At 36.0% G+C, this 19,425-nt stretch carries 19 protein-coding genes; 18 read left to right on the forward strand and 1 reads right to left on the reverse strand.

Translation table 11 applies throughout. From position 1 onward, the window contains the following. Nucleotides 1-53 precede the first annotated feature (53 nt). Nucleotides 54-626, reverse strand: a complete 573-nt coding sequence (locus AB6N04_RS16040) for a Spy/CpxP family protein refolding chaperone (RefSeq protein WP_369309223.1) — start codon at nt 624-626, stop codon at nt 54-56. 150 nt (nt 627-776) lie between these two features. Between AB6N04_RS16040 and cpxR the strand changes: the two genes are divergently transcribed. The 18 genes from cpxR (at nt 777) to trmL (ending at nt 19,422) form a co-directional block, all read left to right on the forward strand. Next, on the forward strand, nt 777-1,475 hold the full coding sequence (gene cpxR, locus AB6N04_RS16045) for an envelope stress response regulator transcription factor CpxR (RefSeq protein WP_369309224.1): 699 nt from the start codon (nt 777-779) through the stop codon (nt 1,473-1,475). Then, on the forward strand, nt 1,472-2,842 hold the full coding sequence (gene cpxA, locus AB6N04_RS16050; RefSeq protein WP_369309225.1) for an envelope stress sensor histidine kinase CpxA: 1,371 nt from the start codon (nt 1,472-1,474) through the stop codon (nt 2,840-2,842). The genes cpxR and cpxA overlap by 4 nt, the downstream gene beginning before the upstream one ends. 489 nt (nt 2,843-3,331) lie before the next feature. Next, nucleotides 3,332-4,771 carry a capsule assembly Wzi family protein gene (locus AB6N04_RS16055; RefSeq protein WP_369309226.1) on the forward strand — a complete coding sequence of 480 codons (1,440 nt, stop codon included), beginning with the start codon at nt 3,332-3,334 and terminating at the stop codon, nt 4,769-4,771. Nucleotides 4,772-5,432: 661 nt separating this feature from the next. Beyond that, nucleotides 5,433-6,272, forward strand: a complete 840-nt coding sequence (locus AB6N04_RS16060) for a phosphotransferase (protein WP_369309227.1) — start codon at nt 5,433-5,435, stop codon at nt 6,270-6,272. After that, the gene (locus AB6N04_RS16065; protein ID WP_369309228.1) at nt 6,262-7,200 is read left to right on the forward strand and encodes a DMT family transporter; all 939 of its coding nucleotides are present in this window, start codon (nt 6,262-6,264) and stop codon (nt 7,198-7,200) included. Before AB6N04_RS16060 ends, AB6N04_RS16065 begins: the two co-directional genes overlap by 11 nt. Continuing rightward, nucleotides 7,197-7,889 carry an NTP transferase domain-containing protein gene (locus AB6N04_RS16070; protein WP_369309229.1) on the forward strand — a complete coding sequence of 231 codons (693 nt, stop codon included), beginning with the start codon at nt 7,197-7,199 and terminating at the stop codon, nt 7,887-7,889. Before AB6N04_RS16065 ends, AB6N04_RS16070 begins: the two co-directional genes overlap by 4 nt. A gap of 2 nt (nt 7,890-7,891) precedes the next feature. Then, nucleotides 7,892-9,142 (forward strand): oligosaccharide flippase family protein, encoded by a 1,251-nt coding sequence (locus AB6N04_RS16075; RefSeq protein ID WP_369309230.1) that lies wholly within the window; start codon nt 7,892-7,894, stop codon nt 9,140-9,142. Between the two features lie 5 nt (nt 9,143-9,147). Beyond that, nucleotides 9,148-9,975 (forward strand): phosphorylcholine transferase LicD, encoded by an 828-nt coding sequence (locus AB6N04_RS16080; RefSeq protein ID WP_369309231.1) that lies wholly within the window; start codon nt 9,148-9,150, stop codon nt 9,973-9,975. A gap of 27 nt (nt 9,976-10,002) precedes the next feature. Beyond that, nucleotides 10,003-10,536 carry a stealth family protein gene (locus tag AB6N04_RS16085; RefSeq protein ID WP_369309232.1) on the forward strand — a complete coding sequence of 178 codons (534 nt, stop codon included), beginning with the start codon at nt 10,003-10,005 and terminating at the stop codon, nt 10,534-10,536. Beyond that, nucleotides 10,536-11,006 carry a hypothetical protein gene (locus AB6N04_RS16090; RefSeq protein ID WP_369309233.1) on the forward strand — a complete coding sequence of 157 codons (471 nt, stop codon included), beginning with the start codon at nt 10,536-10,538 and terminating at the stop codon, nt 11,004-11,006. The genes AB6N04_RS16085 and AB6N04_RS16090 overlap by 1 nt, the downstream gene beginning before the upstream one ends. A gap of 1 nt (nt 11,007) precedes the next feature. Beyond that, complete coding sequence (locus tag AB6N04_RS16095; RefSeq protein ID WP_369309234.1) at nt 11,008-12,072, forward strand: EpsG family protein; 1,065 nt, start codon at nt 11,008-11,010, stop codon at nt 12,070-12,072. A gap of 3 nt (nt 12,073-12,075) precedes the next feature. Continuing rightward, entirely contained in the window at nt 12,076-12,849 is a 774-nt protein-coding gene (locus AB6N04_RS16100; protein ID WP_369309235.1) for a glycosyltransferase family 2 protein, read from the forward strand. Continuing rightward, nucleotides 12,839-13,942 carry a glycosyltransferase family 4 protein gene (locus AB6N04_RS16105; RefSeq protein WP_369309236.1) on the forward strand — a complete coding sequence of 368 codons (1,104 nt, stop codon included), beginning with the start codon at nt 12,839-12,841 and terminating at the stop codon, nt 13,940-13,942. Before AB6N04_RS16100 ends, AB6N04_RS16105 begins: the two co-directional genes overlap by 11 nt. A gap of 101 nt (nt 13,943-14,043) precedes the next feature. Next, on the forward strand, nt 14,044-15,189 hold the full coding sequence (locus AB6N04_RS16110; RefSeq protein ID WP_369309237.1) for a polysaccharide export protein: 1,146 nt from the start codon (nt 14,044-14,046) through the stop codon (nt 15,187-15,189). A gap of 5 nt (nt 15,190-15,194) precedes the next feature. After that, nucleotides 15,195-15,623 (forward strand): protein tyrosine phosphatase, encoded by a 429-nt coding sequence (locus tag AB6N04_RS16115; protein WP_369309238.1) that lies wholly within the window; start codon nt 15,195-15,197, stop codon nt 15,621-15,623. Nucleotides 15,624-15,654: 31 nt separating this feature from the next. Beyond that, entirely contained in the window at nt 15,655-17,733 is a 2,079-nt protein-coding gene (locus AB6N04_RS16120) for a polysaccharide biosynthesis tyrosine autokinase (RefSeq protein WP_369309239.1), read from the forward strand. Between the two features lie 18 nt (nt 17,734-17,751). Continuing rightward, nucleotides 17,752-18,774, forward strand: a complete 1,023-nt coding sequence (gene galE / locus AB6N04_RS16125; RefSeq protein ID WP_369309240.1) for a UDP-glucose 4-epimerase GalE — start codon at nt 17,752-17,754, stop codon at nt 18,772-18,774. A 144-nt stretch (nt 18,775-18,918) separates the two neighbouring features. Then, complete coding sequence (gene trmL / locus AB6N04_RS16130; RefSeq protein WP_369309241.1) at nt 18,919-19,422, forward strand: tRNA (uridine(34)/cytosine(34)/5-carboxymethylaminomethyluridine(34)-2'-O)-methyltransferase TrmL; 504 nt, start codon at nt 18,919-18,921, stop codon at nt 19,420-19,422. Nucleotides 19,423-19,425: the final 3 nt, after the last annotated feature.

Raw genomic sequence — 19,425 nt, forward strand, 5'->3', positions numbered from 1 at the left:
GTCTAAAACTAACTTGCTTACTTAACAACAACTTCAGGTACTCTCAATCTGATTTATTGGAACTGCATCGCTTGATATTCCGCCATTTTGTGTTGGTGGATCTGCTCAAGCTGGCTTTTCTGCTCTGGCGTTAATAACTGGTATAATTCATGGTGAATACGTGCCATTTCAACGCGTTGTTCCAACTCTCTTTGCATTCTTTTTTCAAGTTGCTGGCGAACCGCTTGATCATCAAAGCGATCCGCGATAATTAATTTATGTAACGCTTCACGTTCCTGCATTAATGCCGTGTTATCAGCATGATAGTGGCGCTGTGTTGCCATCAAATCACGAAGTTGTTGGCGCTGTTTCTCATTTAATGTGATGCCATTAAACATAAACGTACTGGCGCGTTCTTCGCTACTAAACATCTCATGTGCTTGGAATGGCACCACGACTTGATGGGCTGTCGAGGATGCTTGTTCAGGTTGCATCTGCAACATCAGCGGTGCTGGGCTTTCATTCACAGAGGTTGGCGCAACCTCTGCAAAAGCAATTGCAGGTCCGAACACAAATGCAGAAGCAAAAACTAACATTGCGGTTTTATGTACTGTATTATGTACTTTGCTATGTGTTGTTCTTCGCATTTGACACCTTGTCTCCGAACTGTGCTCGTGATTCAATGTGAACAAATATACACCTGTGGCTGCAAACTAGCGTCAGAGCATGTAAAAGAACGTAAAGTCATGGAAACGCACAGATTGTTATCGTATTTTGGCAGTTGGAGGACTTAAAAAATGCACAAAATCCTATTAGTTGATGACGACCGTGAACTCACGTCGCTGTTAAAAGAACTGCTGGAAATGGAAGGTTTCAATGTTGTCATCGCCTATGATGGTGAACAGGCATTGCAACAAATCGACTCGTCCATTGATCTGCTTTTACTCGATGTCATGATGCCGAAAAAAAATGGTATCGAGACACTCAAAGAATTACGCCAAATTCATCAAACGCCAGTCATTATGTTAACCGCTCGCGGCAGTGAACTGGATAAAGTGCTGGGCTTAGAGTTAGGTGCCGACGACTACCTGCCAAAACCATTCAACGATCGCGAACTTGTGGCGCGTATTCGTGCATTACTGCGTCGCTCAAACTGGAGTGAGCAAACGCAAGGGGATAACGGCAACACCCCTGTATTGCAAGTCGATAAATTGCAACTCAACCCAGGTCGTCAAGAGGCCAGTTTTAATAATGAAATCTTGGACTTAACCGGTACTGAATTCACCTTATTATATCTATTAGCACAGCATTTAGGCCAAGTAGTTTCACGGGAACACCTTAGCCAAGAAGTACTGGGCAAGCGTCTAACGCCGTTTGACCGTGCTATTGATATGCATATTTCGAATTTACGCCGCAAACTGCCAGAACGCACCGATGGTCAACCCTGGTTTAAAACCTTACGTGGCCGCGGATATTTAATGGTTTCTGCCACATGATCAACAGCTTAACCGCACGGATCTTTGCGATTTTCTGGTTCACCCTCGCACTCGTGCTAATGCTAGTGCTGATGGTGCCTAAGCTCGACTCTCGGCAGATCACGGTTCTGATGGAAAGTGAGCAACGCCAAGGGGAGATGCTTGAGCAACATATTGAAGCCGAACTTGCACAAGCGCCAATGAATGACCTACTTTGGTGGCGTCGCATTTCGAACGCCATCAAAAAATGGGCACCGCCGGGCCAGCGGCTGATCATCGTCACCAGTGAAGGTCGTGTTATTGGTGCGATGCCAAGTGAAATGCAGGTGATCCGTAACTTTATTGGTCAATCCGATAACGCTGATCACCCTAAAAAGAAAAAATATGGTCGTGCTGAAATTCTTGGGCCATTCTCTATTCGTGATGGTGAAGATCACTATCAACTCTATTTAGTGCGCCCAGCCAGCAGCCCACAATCTGACTTTATTAACTTGTTGTTCGATAGGCCATTCTTGCTGTTAATTGCGACCATGTTAATCAGTGCCCCACTGTTATTATGGTTATCTTGGAGCTTAGCGCGGCCAGCACGAAAACTCAAAATGGCAGCGGACGATGTGGCTAAAGGGAATCTGCGACCGCACCCAGAACTGGAAGCGGGTCCCCAAGAATTCCTGTCGGCGGGGAACAGTTTCAACCAGATGATCAGCGCACTGGATGGTATGGTCAGTGCACAACAGCGCTTAATCTCTGATATCTCACATGAATTACGTACCCCGCTTACTCGCTTACAATTGGCAACCGCCCTATTACGCCGTCGCCATGGTGAAAGCAAGGAACTGGAACGCATCGAAACCGAAACACATCGTTTAGATAGCATGATCAATGATTTACTGGTGCTCTCCCGTAGCCAGCACAAAAATGAGATCCTGCGTGAAAATATCAAAGCCGATGAACTTTGGGGGGATATTTTAGATGATGCCAGCTTTGAAGCTGAGCAGATGAATAAAACCCTCGATATCACATCAAACCCAGGCCCTTGGCCGTTGTATTGTAACCCTTCGGCGATCGGTAGTGCGTTTGAAAATATCGTGCGTAATGCGTTGCGTTATTCGCACACACATATTGCCGTTGATTTTAAAGAAGAAAACAACGGCATTTTGATCACGGTAGATGATGATGGCCCAGGTGTCAGCCCTGCTGATCGCGAGCATATCTTCCGCCCATTCTACCGTACAGATGAAGCGCGAGATCGTGAAACTGGCGGCACAGGGTTAGGCTTAGCCATCGTTGAAACTGCGATAACACAGCATAAAGGCTGGGTTAAAGCCGATGATAGCCCTCTCGGTGGGTTAAGGTTACAAATCTGGCTACCTGAACACGGCCGCTAACCACCTTCAACATTTCGATTCAAAATAGCCTTCTAGTTTCATATAGAAGGCTTTTTTCTATCTATGCATTAAATAGCAAGATATGAAGCTAATAGAGAATATTCTTATATTGCCTATTCAGTGAAATAGCCCCTAAACCGCTTAGCCAAACATTATTCTTTTTATTATAAAAAAACCCCATCAAATAAAATGAACAAACTATTAAAGCAAGATAATTAACATATAAAACCAAGCAGGATAACATCACTATATATCTTAATAAGTTACCTACCCCTATGCCGAATGTATTAATCTGATATTCTATTTTACTTAATTTAATTGTGATGATTGCTACTGCTCATAAAAGAATTGATGGCGACGGTTTAGCTTTCACATACTGATAATAAAACAAAATATCACTACATTTTATATTGGTTTAATTTTTAAAAACTGATTTATCTTTATTAACCTGTTCAATATTGGCGAACTCAACTTCAAACGGATTTATCAATGAAAAAATTCAAGCTTACCAAACTGGCCATGCTTGCTGTACTGGGCGCAATAAGCACGCACAGTGTTGCTGGGGGATTGGTGTTACCCAACGATAACTTACGCAGCGATTTAGCGTGGCTTGCAGAACGTAACGTGATCCAAATTAGCTTATCCACTTGGCCACTCTCCCAAGAAGAAATTACTCGTTCTTTGAATAATGCGAACATTACTAATAACGAACAAGAAGCGATTATTCAACGTATTAAGAAAAACCTAGATCGCAAAAAGAACAGTGTCCAATTGGAAACGCACTTTGCTTCTAGTCACAATTCGATGCCTCAAGGCTTTGCTCAAAGTGAAAAAAGTGACATTCGTTATACCGTTTCAGGTAACTACAGCACGGACGATGTGGATTTAAACCTTACCGCCAGTGGTGAACGTGCTCTACGTGTTGAAAACGGTTCTGACTACAACCTGAACGGTTCATACGGTGGGGTTAAAGTCTGGAACCAGTGGATCACTTTCGGTGAGATCCCACAATGGTGGGGCCCCGGCCATGACGGCAACTTAATTCGCACCGATGCCGCTCGCCCTGTTACCGGCTTTTTACTGCAACGTGCTGACCAAAGCCCATTTGAAACCCCGTGGTTATCGTGGATTGGCTCTTGGCAATACCAGCTAACTGCGGGACAGATTAAACAATATTCTTCACAGCCAAATACTAAGCTTATCGGCTTACGTATGACCATGAACCCAACCGACTTCTTCGAACTGGGCGGTTCTCGCGTCGTCATGTGGGGAGGCGATGGACGGCCTGATAACTGGAGCTCATTCTGGGATGCTATGGTAGGCAAGGACAATACAGGCGATAAAAATAAAGACCCAGGTAACCAACTGGCGGGTTTAGACTTTAAACTGAAGCTGTACCCATTAATTGACTTACCTGTCAGCGTATATGGGCAAATGGTTGGTGAAGATGAAGCAGGTATGTTCCCATCGAAAAATGCCTTTATGGGGGGTATCGAGGGGTATCACACCCTGTGGGGTCAACCGTTAAATTGGTATATTGAGGGGGCTAATACCCATCACGAATGGGATAAAGATGGCGTAATGTATCGCCACTTTATCTACAAAAATGGTTATTACCAACAGGGTGCATCATTAGGTCACGCCATGGGCGGTGATGGTCGTATGCTCACCACTAAAGTGGAATACACCCTTGATGACGATAACCGTGTTAGCACGCGTTTAATGTATGCCAAGGTGAATAAATCGAACTTTGATGGCAATAAATTATTTCCACGATCTGAAACCATCAAAGGGGCCGATGTAGGCTGGTGGCATAACTTTGATAACGATGTGAGCACTGACGCAAAAGTGTGGGTTTCAAAAACCGATTACGAAACACGCAATGACTTGGGTGCCGCAGTGACAGTAAACGTGCCGTTTAAGTGGTGATCGTTTTATAACCGTAAGTGATGGCATTATCAAGACGGATTATCGGCAAAGGATAATCCGTTTTTTTTTTGCAATTTGTGTCTGTTTTGTCGCAAAATATATATAGTCGAAAAAACAACCATAAAGATTGGATAAATTACAATAATCAATCACACCAATTATTAATCTATACCCACACCTATTTGGTGTGGAAATAAGCGCAATTTATTTTTGCGCTTATTATATCCATACTAAAGCTAATGATATAAAAGGATTAACTTAAGCAAAATATTTAATCACATTACGAGTGTATTAAAAGAATTATAACCTGATAATTTAAAATAATTTATTTATTTGATACTCCTATTAGGACTATTCTTTAAGACTATCACAGCGATAGTCACCCACTAGGATTAATGGTATTATTAGTCGTTTTCGCTTGACCCGATCCGCCATGAGGCATACTCTTTGGTCGGCAAAAAACAATAAGCTATGCTTATCAATTGAGCGCGATGCAAAAAGTGTAACGTTTTCAATTAATAAGTATGCATTTACAATTTTAATGGTGCTCTGGGACCCGATAACCCAGTGCGGTAGCTATGGGTTATTAATAAAAATACTTCTTATGAAATTATCAAAATCAGAGTTTAGTAATATAGCGAAAATAGTCAAAAGCATCTATATGGATGAGGATATTATCAAAATAAATAAAATTGGCGGAATGACTAATATCAATTACTTCTGCGAGACTAGTGTGCGCCAATGTGTTGTACGCATTCCCGGAGATAATACTGAAGTTATGATAAATAGAGAATACGAAAAATTTAACTGTCAGTTAGCTACAGAATTACAATTGAACCCTGAATTATATCACTATGACCTTGAATCTGGAATAAAGATTACAGCATACATTAATCAAAGCTTAACATTAACGCCGCAAAGCGTTACTGAAAAAAACACACTAAAAATGATAGCTAGTACATTAAAAAAACTACATTCATCTAACTTAAAATTTGCGAATCATTTCAATGTATTTGAGCAATATAGAAACTATATAAAAACACTAGTTAAAAGTGATATTAGTTACAATAAATTTGAAAAAACAGAAGAGTTTTTTTACGCGTTAGAGGAAATACTTAGATATAAATCTAACGTTTTAGTTGCGTGCCATAATGACCCTGTACCTGAAAATTTTTTACTCAAAAATAGTAATATCTATCTCATCGATTGGGAATATTCTGGAATGAATGACCCTATATGGGATATCTCTGCATTTTTTGAAGAATCCAATCTTTCAGATGAATATGAACGTTATTTTTTAGAATTATATTATGAAAAAGAAGTAAGCAATGAAATTCTTGAAAAAATTTTAATATATAAAATATGTCAAAATTTCTTATGGTCTGTTTGGACATTAATTAAAGAGAAAAATGAAAAATTATTTGGTGATTATGGAAACATTCGATATCAAAAATGCTTAAAACAAATAGAGCTATACAAGGAAAGGCACTATGAAAAGTAAATGGATTATAATTGGTTTATTATCTGGTATTTTTTGGGCTTTAGATACATTATTATTAGATAATCATATTTCAAAAACCCATATACCTGATTATCTTTTTATTCTCATTCCATTATTAATAGCACTTTTCCATGATCTTTTCTCTAGTTTATGGCTTTTACTGAACATTCAAATTAGAAATGATCAGAAAGAATTGTTATATTCTTTAAAAAAGAAGAATAGTTATGTAATTTGTTTAGCCGCGCTCGCAGGTGGTCCTATAGGTATGTCGTTTTACATACTGAGCATATCATATAGTAATGCATCTATTGCTGCTACGATATCAACTATATACCCAGCTATCGGGTGTATCATTGCCTTTATCTTTTTAAAAGAAAAAATAAAAATAGTTAATATTTTAGGTATAATGCTAGTTATACTATCCACATTTTATCTCGGTTTAGATATAGATAGTATTAAAAACAGTTCATTACTAGGTTTTATATTTGCTTTAATATGCGCTTTGGGCTGGGGTTTAGAAAGTAGTATTTGTTCATATGCATTAAACAACAATCTAAAATATAATATTGCCCTTCTATTTAGACAGGTAACTTCATCTATTATATATATATTGATAATTGTAATTTTTTTCGATTTTACTGAAACAAAAGAAAGTTTATCTATATTATTTAATGGATTAATTTTTTATTTAATACCAATTTCATTAGTTGGTACAGTATCGTACCTATTTTATTATAACGCTATTGGTTTTTTAGGACCAATTAAAGCTATGGGGTTAAACATAAGCTACTCCGCCTGGTCTATACTTTTAGGCTTTACCATTTTTAATCAAGACTTCTATATGAGCTTATTATTTATAAGCATAATTATTATTTCAGGTTCTTTACTAACCAATATTAATAATACAAAATTGGACACACTAAAATGAATGCAATAATATTGGCAGCTGGTTTTGGCTCACGATTTGGTGATATTACAAAGAAAACACATAAAGCGTTACTACCGGTAAATGGCATACCAAATATAGAAAGAACCATATGCTATTTAAAAGAAAAAAATATAGATAATATCATCATAGTAACTGGATATTTGGAACATCAGTTTAGCTATCTAGAAACCAAGTATAATTGCATTATAATACACAACGAAAAATATGATATATATAACAATATATATACCATTTATAAAGCATTAAAATATTTTGGTGATTGTGAAGGAACTTATGTCATTGATGCTGATGTTGCTATATTTAGAAATTTTTTCTCCACAACGGAAAAAAATAGCTATTATTATTTAATACAACGACCACTTAGCCAAAATAAAGAATGGGTTCCTATCATTGATAAGGATACAATCATAGATATTACTGTATCTAACGAATATAAACCATCTTTGCTTGGAATATCATTTTGGAATGATAAAGAAGCCAATAGAATAAAAAAAGAATTTGATAAATATATTAATAAAAAAACATTAACTAATAGCTCATTATATTGGGATGACATCCCTAAAAATATTTTAAATGAATTAAAGCCAAAGTATAAATTAGTTGACAGCACTGCTGCTATTGAAATGGACACCGTAGACGATTATAAAAAAGCCAATGGTTTTTATTAAAAATGATTATAAAAAAAATAATAAATCATAGCCTATTTCAAAATACTTTTTTCTTAAGTTTAGTGAAGGCTCTTGATCTTATTTTGCCATTAATGACGATTCCTTATCTAACTCGAACATTAAATGTAGATGAGTTTGGTTCACTCATTGTTTGCATGGCTGCATATAGTATGGCAAATATCTTGACTGATTTTGGTTTTGGTTTATCAGCCCCTTATGATATATCAAAAAATAAGCATGACAAAAACTATATAAATTCATATTTAACTTCAATATTCACCTTGAAGCTAATATTTATTTTTACCGCAACTATAATTCTTTATATCTATTTCAATTTAGACCATAATTTGTCTGGCGTAGATGAATATACCATATTTCTAATTTTTGGAATCGTTTTTAGCTTAGCTTATCAAGCACAATGGTTCTTCTTAGGCATAGAAAAAATGAAATCCATAGCAATCTTAGCATCGCTAGGGAAACTAAGCTACTTTGCTTTTATCTTTATAATTGTTCCGCATTATAAAACAGTTAATTCAGTATTACTTTGTTCCTTTATTAGTAATTTTATTCCCTTTGTTTTTTATATGAAGTTTATTCACGCAGAAGGATATAGAATAACCAGAATAGAACTAAATAACTTAGTTAAAATATTTTATAGTAGCTTAAGCTTTTTTATATCTAGACTTGCTGTTGGAGTATCAACTACAGCTAATGGAGTGATAATTGGCACTATATTAGGTGTGAATGCCGCAGGATTATATGGAGCAGCAGAAAAAATTTATAATGCTGGCATCAGTTTAGTTATGCCGATTTCTAATGTATTTTATCCTTACATGGCAAGGACAAAAAACTATAAATTATTAATAAAATCTATAATTGTATTAGCTTTGCTCGCTATAGTTGGATGCATAGTGATTTCCAATATTTCCTCTTGGTTTTTTGTCGCATTTTTTGGTCCTGAATATAAAGAGTCTGCAAAAATATTTGATTTATTTTTAATATTAATCCCAATAAATGTCATTTCTATTTTTCTTGGTTATTCAGCTTTTGCTATTGTTAATAAGCCTGAAATAGCAAATTATACTGTTATATTTAGTGCTGTAGTATATATAATAACATTTTTTCTTTTATACATTACAAATAGTATTTCTATCTTTAACATTATGATAATGATAATTAGTATCGATATCTTTACTGTCCTTACTCGAAGTTTCCTATTTTATAAAGAAATAAAAAAAATCAAAAAGGATTAATAACCATGCTTAATTCATACGAAACATTACGTTCAGCTCAAATTGTATTAATTGAAGGGCTTAAAGAAATAGACCGAGTCTGTAGAATACATAACATTGAGTATTGGATAGATTCAGGAACTCTATTAGGAGCAAAAAGGCAAGGAAAATTTATTGAATGGGATGAAGATATAGATATTTGTATGACTCGAGAAAATTTTGATAAATTCATGCTTTTAGCAAACCATTCACTAAACAAAGATTTATATTTTTTACAAAATAAAATAACAGATAAGCACTATGACCTACATCCAGTTCCTGCAAAGCTAAGAGTCAATAATACAAAATTACTATGGACTGACCAAAATGGTCAAGAATATAATTATAATAAGCTCGCTCACTCTGGTTTATATATAGATATTTTCGCTATGGATAAAACGCCAAGATTTATGCTACCTGGAAATATATTAAAATTATTATATAAAATTTATTACCAAAGACGCTATAACAATAAAACTTTATATAAGAAAACAATTTCTTTATTTGGAAAAGTATTTATATATTATCCTATGCTTGAGTTCCTGAATAAAAAATATATAAAATGGGTGAATAAATATCCTAAAGCCATAGGATATGATTATTGCTGTGATATGGGATTAAGGCACTACCGTTATACTAATGAGATGATTTTTCCATTATCATCAATTGAATTTGAAGGCAACCATTATCCATGCCCAGCAAAAGTACACGAGTATCTATGTGAAACATATGGTAGTGAGTATATGATACCACCAAAGGTCAAATATCAGCATGGTATTATAAAAAAAATATTCAACAAAGAATTTAATAAATAATTCAATTGTAACTGAAAGGACTAACTTTTGACTCTAGATCTAGATATAGTTTTAATTTGGGTTGATGGTAATGACCCTGAATGGCAAAATGAATATAAAAAATATTCTAATAAGTATATTAATGGTGATACTAGTGAGATTCGATTTCGAGATTTTGAATTACTGAAATATTGGTTCCGAGGGATAGAAAAATACACCCCATGGGTACGTAAAGTCCACTTTGTAACATGTGGTCACCTTCCAAACTGGTTAAATATTAATAATGAAAAAATTAATTTTGTCAGGCATAGTGATTTCATACCTAAGGAATACCTCCCAACATTTAACTCACATACAATCGAACTTAATCTACACAGAATTGAAGGGTTAAGTGAGAATTTCATTTATTTTAATGATGATTTTTTTATTATAAATAAATTAGAAAATAATTATTTTTTTAACTTAAAAAATAAATTACCTAAAGACTGCTTGATTTTCAATCCTATTATATCTGGGGGAATTTCACATATAGTAATGAACAATCTTGATGTCATAAAAAATACCATACAAAAAAAGAGATAATGAAAAAACACTGGAAAAAAATACTAAACTTAAAATATGGTACTGACCTACTACGAACCTTACTATTAATGCCTTGGCCGGAATTGATAGGTTTTAAAGATACTCATCTACCTGTTCCATTCAATAAGAATACATATATTGAATTGTGGAAATTAGAATACGACATCCTACACAAGACATGCAAATCTAAATTTAGAGAAGATAATAATATAAGTCAATATCTTATAAGATATTGGCAACTATCTAATGGCTTATTTGAAGCAACTAATGTTACAAAAAACTCAAAATACCTTGATTTAGGTAGAGATGATATTAAATATATCTGTAAGTTAATTGAGGATCAAAATAAGAGCATACTAATTATAAATGATGCAAATGTAGAGGATTTTGAGAGTGTAAAAAACAAACTAATTAATTCTTTCAATAAAATATTACCTGAAAAATCCACCTTTGAGAATGACGTAAACTAAAATGCTTGAAACATACGTTATTTATAATTCAATCTTATTTTCATCTATAGCCTTATCCATTCTATATAAAAAAATAAACTCAAAATTAATAAGCAAATTTTTATTAATATTACTATTTTTAATTTTATGGGTACCTGCATCTATACGGTATGGTATAGGTACAGATTACTTTAGCTACTTAGGTATCTTTGAGAACGCTAAAACAGGTTATATAAACACTGAAATTGGTTATTATTTCATTAATATAGGTGTATCATTATTAGAACTAGATCCTCAATTTATATTTGTAATTTCATCATTTATTATATACTTTAATTTAATTGCGTCACTTAATAAAAATTTTTTGTTAACAGCCACCTTTATCGCAATATGTACGTTTTATTTACCTTCATATTCTTTAGTCAGACAAGCCATTGCGATCAGCTTTGCTGGATTAGCAACCGCACAAATAATTAAAGGTAATGATTTTAGATTTATCATATTTATTATAGCAGGTGCATTATTTCACACATCAATATTAATATTGATTCCATTTTATTTTTTAAAAAGAGTGAGCATACCTAAGAATTTATTAATTATAATTACTATATCTGCTTCAATAATCATATATAAATCTGAGGTTCTTATAGATGTTTTAAATAATTCAGTATTAGCATCAACTAAATATGGTTATTATGCAGAAAGTAAATTTAACACATCAGCTGAAATAGGTTCTGGACTTGGTGTCGTCATAAAAATATTAATTCCTATGTTAGCTATGATTTTCGTGAGAAATAATAAAGAAAACAATATCATATTGTTGTTCTGTGTAGGTTCTATAATCGCTAATGTTGCATCTACAAAGATTTATATTTTTAATAGAGTAGCTGATACATTTATGTTCCTTCCATATATAACGTTGCCTCTATTATTAGAAAGCTTTAAATTGAAAACAAATAGAATTATAATTATTATAGGATTACTACTATCTTTTGGTATTTATTATGAAAGAACTATTTTTACTAATCTCTCAATAAATAATTCAGGGTTAGGTATCAATCCTTATGTTAGTATTTTTGACAGGTAATTTATGAATAATAAAGTTAGCGTAGTCATGCCTTGTTTTAATTCTGAAGCAACCATATCTAGAGCTATTAACTCTGTGCTTTCACAATCTCATTCTAATCTTGAGCTAATTATATGTGATGATTCATCTACAGACTCAACAAAAAGTATAATCAAGTCATTTACTGACGAAAGAATAAAACTAATAAATAATAAATATAATAAAGGTGCAGCTGGCGCTAGAAATTCATGCTTAGATTGTTCCAGTGGAAAGTATATAGCATTTTTAGATAGTGATGATTACTGGGGTGATACTAAACTGAGCAACCAATTATCCTTTATGGAAAAGCATAATAGTTTTTTTACATATGGTAATTATTTTATTGTAAATAATTCTCTTGTTACGGGCCGGTTTGAAGCTAATAATAAAATTTATTATCATGATTTAATTAAAAAATGCGATATAGGTTGCCTCACAGTTATGATTAAGCACGAATTATTAGGTAACTATCGATTTCCCGAAAACTATAAAGAAGACTACAGGCTATGGTTAACTTTATTAGCTAAAGACAAAAAGCTATGTGCGCTCAATTATAATGGAACAGATTCATTTTATAATTGTGATACTAATAGCCTTTCAGGTAATAAAAGAAAAGAATTATTAAGGCAATGGTTAGTAATAAATGAACAACCAATACGGCTGTCAAAAAAAATATATTGTATAACTTATTATGTTTTTAATGGTATCTACAAACACATTATACAATATAGATCAGGGGTTAAGAGCTGTGAAAAATAGAAAAAAAATAGTATTTTTGATTGCTGATATATCTTGTGTTGGTGGTATAGAGCGAGTTAATTCCTTATTAGCCAATGGATTTATCGATATTGGTTACGAAGTAGAAATCATTTCGTTATATAAAACCAATGATAATATAAATTATTTTTTAAATGAAAATGTCACCGTAAGCTATATAAATGAAGATAGTTATACTGGTCGACCTGGTAGTGTTTTAAGGCTTTTCAAACATCTATTATCATTTAAAAAACTTAATCAAAAACTTAATAAAACAGTTAAAAACTATACTATAGTTAATAGTTTTCCTATGGCAGTTTTAGCTTTTCCCACCTGTTTATTCTCAAAGTCTCGCTTTATTGTAATCGAGCACGTTCATGCTCTTTACTACAATAAGCCTCTTAGAATATTTCGAAATTTTATTTATAAATTCTATAATGCTATTGTTACTTTAACCGAACAAGATAAATTATTTTATGACAATAAACATCCCCATGTTTATAAAATTGAAAATCCTCTTAGCTTTGAAACTAAGATTAAAGCCAATATAGATAGTAAAAATATAATTGCAGTAGGTCGTTTAGAAAAACAAAAAGGGTTTGATTTGCTAATAAATGCCTATTCTCAAATAGATAAAAAAACTAGAAGTGGTTGGACTTTGAATATTTATGGACAAGGCGGAGAAAAAGATCATCTTCAATATCTAATTAAAAAATATAGTCTTGATAATGAAATTTTTTTGCATGGCGTTGTAAGTAACATATCTGAAATCTATAATAAACACTCAATTTTCACATTTTCATCTCGTTTTGAAGGCTTTGGAATGGTTTTAGTTGAAGCTATGAATAGTGGATTACCATGTATTTCCTTTGACTGCCCAACAGGACCAAAAGATATTCTTTTAAATGGTGAAGTTGGGGTGTTAGTTGAAAATGGTAATATAGATAAATTCGCTTTAGCTCTAAAAAGCTTAATGATAAATGATAAATTAAGATATGATTATTCAAAAAAATCTATTATTCGTTCAAATGATTTCAAACTTGATACTATCATCAATAAATGGGAAAAACTTTTTATGAATCTAGATTTGCTTTAATATACTATATTTTAATTAAATATTAATAACCTTCTTTTAAAAATTTTATAAATTAAAAATCTATCTGGTATATCCATAGCATAAAAAATGAGAGCTATCATATGAAGAGTTACTTCATTACTTTATTATTTGTTTTAACACTTACTGGTTGTACCGTCACCCCCGGTGCCTATATGTCAACTTCAGGAAAAAATGTAGTTGATACTGGTGATCGAGATATTACCAAACTGGTTGATATCTACCCAATTTCGCCCAAATTATTGGATGAAATGTACACCGCACCGACTATCGCCAAACCCAATCCTCAGTTAGAAAAACAATTGATAAACTATGAGTACCGCGTGGGTGCAGGTGATGTATTAACCATTACGGTTTGGGATCACCCTGAACTGACTATCCCTGCGGGTTCTTACCGTAGTGCACAGGATTCCGGTAACTGGGTACATGCAGATGGTACTATCTATTATCCGTATATTGGTAAAGTGAAAGTCATCGGTAAAACCGTCACCGAAATCCGTACGTTAATTAGCAACCGCTTAGCCACCTATATTGAGTCCCCACAAGTGGATGTCAGTATTGCTGCCTTCCGTTCACAAAAAATGTATGTGTCGGGTGAAGTGGCTAAACCCGGTACGTTACCTATCACTAACGTCCCCCTCACTATCTTAGAAGCCTTTAATAATGCCGGTGGCTTAACGGAAAAAGCGGATTGGGATAATGTGGTGCTTACCCGCAATGGCAAAGAAATTAAAGTGTCATTACAGGACTTAGTACAGTATGGGGATTTAACCCAAAACTACCTAATGCTACCGGGTGATGTGCTATATGTACCGCGCAATGACGGTCAAAAAGTATTTGTAATGGGTGAAGTGGGTCAACCAACCACATTGACTATCGACCGTGCAGGGATGAGTATTACTGAAGCATTAAGTAAAGCCAGTGGGATTGACCAAACAACCGCCAATGCAACTGGCGTGTTTGTTATTCGCCCAATTAAAAACCAGCCAGCACAAGACAAAGAACTTGAAGCGTTACTGCCGAAAAAAATGGCGGCGGTATATCAGCTAGATTTATCCGATGCCACATCGCTGGTGATGGGAACCGAGTTTAAACTGCAACCTTATGATTTAGTGTATGTCACTGCGGCACCTGTGGTGCGTTGGAACCGCCTGATCACCCAATTATTGCCAACTATTGCATCTTATAACCAGCTAACAGAAGGCACCAAACGCATTCACGATTGGTAATCGACATGTTTAATCATATTCTCGTTGTTTGTATGGGAAATATCTGCCGCTCTCCGACGGGGGAGCGGTTATTGCAACACTATTTCCCGACAAAAAAAATTGACTCAGCAGGAATTATTGCGAAAGATGGTATCCCTGCCTATGACAGCGCTATCCGTATTGCCAAACAGCATCAGCTTTCTCTTGACGGCCACCAATCACGGCGGTTAACCGGCGAAATATGCCATAAAGCCGATTTAATCCTCGTGATGGAAAACGACCATATTGCTAAAATCCACCAGCAGTTCCCTGAAACCCGTGGAAAAGTGATGTTATTTGGTCAGTGGATTAATAAAACCGAAATCCCCGACCCCCATAAACGCAGTGATGAAATGTTTGAACATGTTTATCAGTTAATGGAAAAAGCTGCGATTGCTTGGCAAGGCAAAATTTAATTTTATTGGATGACTTAACATTTAACCTATTATGAACACAACAAAAAATAACTCCCCTGCTGCAGATGAAATCGATCTGCTCGCCCTGTTTAAAGTTTTGAAATCCAACTCTATTAAAATTGGGTTTTTTACCGTAATTTTTGCGGCAATTGCGGTAACGTATAGCCTGCTAGCAACGCCGATATACCAAGCCAATGCCACACTGCAATACGATAAGCTAGGGCAAGTCTCATTACTTGACCAAATGAGTGATGTGTTGCCATTTGGTAATAGTAATAACCAAGTGGACTCTGAAATTGAAGTGATCAAATCGCGCATGGTATTAGGTAAAACCGTGGCCGATTTAAACCTTGATACCCTCGTTGCGCCAGCAGGCTTTATCAGTAAGCTGTTCGGTGAAACCGCACCTTTAGCTATCACTGTCTATCAACTGCCTGACCATTTAGTGGGTGAACCAGCAACCTTAACATTTACTAGCGACAACACATACTCACTGAATATTGACGGTCAGGTCTTTGGTGGTAACGTGGGCGAAGTGCTTAAGCAAGGTGAAATAAATTTACTGGTTGCCCGTTCATCCGCGAAAGCGGGGGAGGAATTTGCCCTAGTCAAAAACGCCCGCTACTCGTCCATTGAAGATCTACGTAATGACCTAACCATTGGTGAAATCGGTAAAGGCACTGGCATTATCAACTTAGCGATAAAGGGTGCTGATAAAGCGGAAAATGTCAAAATTCTCAATAGCATTATCCAAAACTATGTTGACCAAAATACTGAGCGTAAAAAAGAGGTTACGAATAATACCTTAGTGTTCTTAAATGATTACTTGCCAACTATTAAAGCAAAACTGGATAACTACGAAAACCAGCTTAATGCGTTCCGTAAAAAGAATGAGTCTATTGACCTCTCTTTAGAAGCCAAAGCGGCATTAGACACCGCTTTACAGGTGGAAGAAAAACTGAATGAACTCACCTTTAAAGAGGTGGAAATTCAGCAATTATACACCCGTAACCACCCCGCTTATCAATCGTTATTAGATAAACGCCAGCAGTTGTTGCGAGAAAAAGAGAAAATCAGTAAAAATATTCAAAAACTGCCGAATACCCAGCAAGAGATCGTGCGTTTAACCCGCGATGTCGCAGCAGAGCAGGCGATTTATACCCAACTCGTTTCAAAACAGCAGGAACTCAGTGTCTTGAATTCAGGGATTACCGCGGATGTGCGGATTATCGACTCTGCTGAATCCCAACCTAAAGCTGTTGCCCCAAAAAAATCGCTGATTGTTGCTCTTGCCACCATCCTTGGTTTTATTGTCGGTTGTGCTTATGTGATTGCCCGTGAGTTCTTTAATAACAAAATTAAAAGCACCGAAGATATCGATGCGCTGGGTGTGAATGTGTATGCCACTATCCCATTCTCTACCTATGAGAAAAAACTGATTGAAGCAGGGAATAAAAACCCATTAGCCTTAGAAAACCCTGCCGATACTGCTGTTGAAGCCATCCGTTCACTGCGTACCAGTGTGTATTTCTCGGTGATGAACCAAGGGAATAACCTAGTGATGGTCACCAGTGCCTCACCGGGGGTGGGGAAAAGCTTTGTGACCTCCAATATGGCGGTGGTACTGGCTAACGCAGGGAAAAAAGTGTTATTAATCGATACCGACTTACGCAAAGGCCGTTTACATAAAGCCTTTGGTTTAAATAATAAAGGTGGGTTATCGGAATATCTTTCACAACAAAGTTTAGAGGCTCCAACCATTCATGCCAATGTGATTGAAAACCTCGATGTAATTTGCCGTGGTAAAAATGTTACCCACTCCTCGGAGCTACTAATGGGTGAGCGCTTTAAACAATTACTGGATAAAGTGAAAAACCAATACGATATCGTGGTGATTGATACCGCACCAATCTTAGCCATTACTGACTCGGCGATTATTGGTAAATATGTGGGTACCTCACTGCTGATCGCCTTCTACGGCGTGAATACCGTGAAAGATGTGGATTTATCACTAAAACGCTTTAAGCAAAATGATATCGATATCACGGGTGTAATACTCAACGGTATTGATGCCAGATCCGACGATTATAATTATCACTACGAATATTAAAACACAGGGATAGAATTGATGAATCACCAAGTCTTAGTCACTGGCGGCCTCGGCTATATTGGTAGCCATACCTGTGTGCAAATGATCCAGCAAGGCATGCAGCCGATTATTTTAGATAACCTGCATAATGCTAACCTTGAAGTGCTTAACCGTATTGAAGCCATTACCGGTATAAAACCCGTGTTTTACCAAGGTGATGTGCGTGATCGCCAAGCGTTAGACAGCATTTTTGCCAATCACCAAATTCATTCGGTGATCCACTTTGCTGGCCTTAAAGCAGTAGGGGAATCCGTCGAAAAACCGATTGAATACTATGACGTTAATGTTAATGGTACATTAGTGTTAGTGGAAAGCATGAAAAAAGCGGGTGTTAAAAGCCTGATTTTTAGCTCATCGGCCACTGTGTATGGTGAGCCGGAGCATATTCCATTAACGGAAGAGGCTGCGGTCGGTAATACCAATAGCCCATATGGTACCAGCAAATATATGGTTGAACGTATTCTAACTGACTTAAATATCGCAGATAACGAATGGTCCATTTCATTACTGCGCTATTTTAACCCCGTTGGTGCTCACAATTCAGGCCTGATGGGTGAAGACCCAAATGGTATCCCAAATAACCTTACCCCATTTATTGCCCAAGTCGCGGTAGGTCGCCGTAAGGAGCTCGCCGTATTTGGTGGCGATTACCCAACTAAAGATGGTACGGGTGTGCGTGATTATATTCATGTAATGGATTTAGCTGATGGCCATATTGCCGCGCTCAATAAGGTTAGTCAACAAGCAGGTCTGCATATCTATAACCTTGGAACAGGGACAGGAACAAGTGTTTTGGAAGTGGTCGCTGCCTTTGAAAAAGCAGTCGGTAAGCCAATACCTTATACTATTTCTGAGCGCCGTCCTGGTGATATCGCGGAATATTGGTCAACGCCCGCTAAAGCACAACGTGATTTAGGTTGGACGGCAAAATACTCCATTCAAGATATGGCAGATGACGTTTGGCGCTGGCAATCCATGAACCCGAACGGTTATAAAAGCTAACGTTAATTAGCAGTAATGAAAACGAGCCCCTGTGGCTCGTTTTTTGTTTTTGCCGCGAAAATCAAAGTTCCACATGAAAATAATGTGATTTGCGCGTACACTCTTTCCATCATTTTTTATCATCAAAAATATCAGTCAAACGTTATGCCACACATTGTTTTATTCGAACCTGAAATACCACCAAATACGGGGAATATTATTCGCCTTTGTGCTAACACGGGTTTTAGCTTGCATCTGATCCACCCTCTTGGGTTTACGTGGGATGATAAGCGCCTACGCCGCGCCGGGCTGGATTACAGTGAGTTTGCCGATATCAAACATCATCATGATTATTATGCTTTTTTAACTAGTGAAGGGCTAAATCCTGATAATAACCAGTCGGAAAGTGGTGCTCGCGTGTTTGCCTTAACCACCAAAGGTAAACCAAGCCACAGTAATGTCAGCTACCAAGAAAATGACTACTTGATGTTTGGCCCTGAAACGCGCGGGCTACCGCCTTATGTGCTGGATAATATGCCAATGGAGCAGAAAATTCGTATTCCTATGCTAGCCGATAGTCGTAGTATGAATTTATCGAACTCTGTTGCTGTTGTGGTGTTTGAGGCATGGAGGCAATTGGGGTATGCAGGGGCTCTACTGAAGGACTAGACT

Origin of the sequence: Providencia rettgeri (assembly GCF_041075285.1) — a bacterium.
Taxonomy (GTDB): Bacteria; Pseudomonadota; Gammaproteobacteria; order Enterobacterales; family Enterobacteriaceae; genus Providencia; species Providencia rettgeri_G.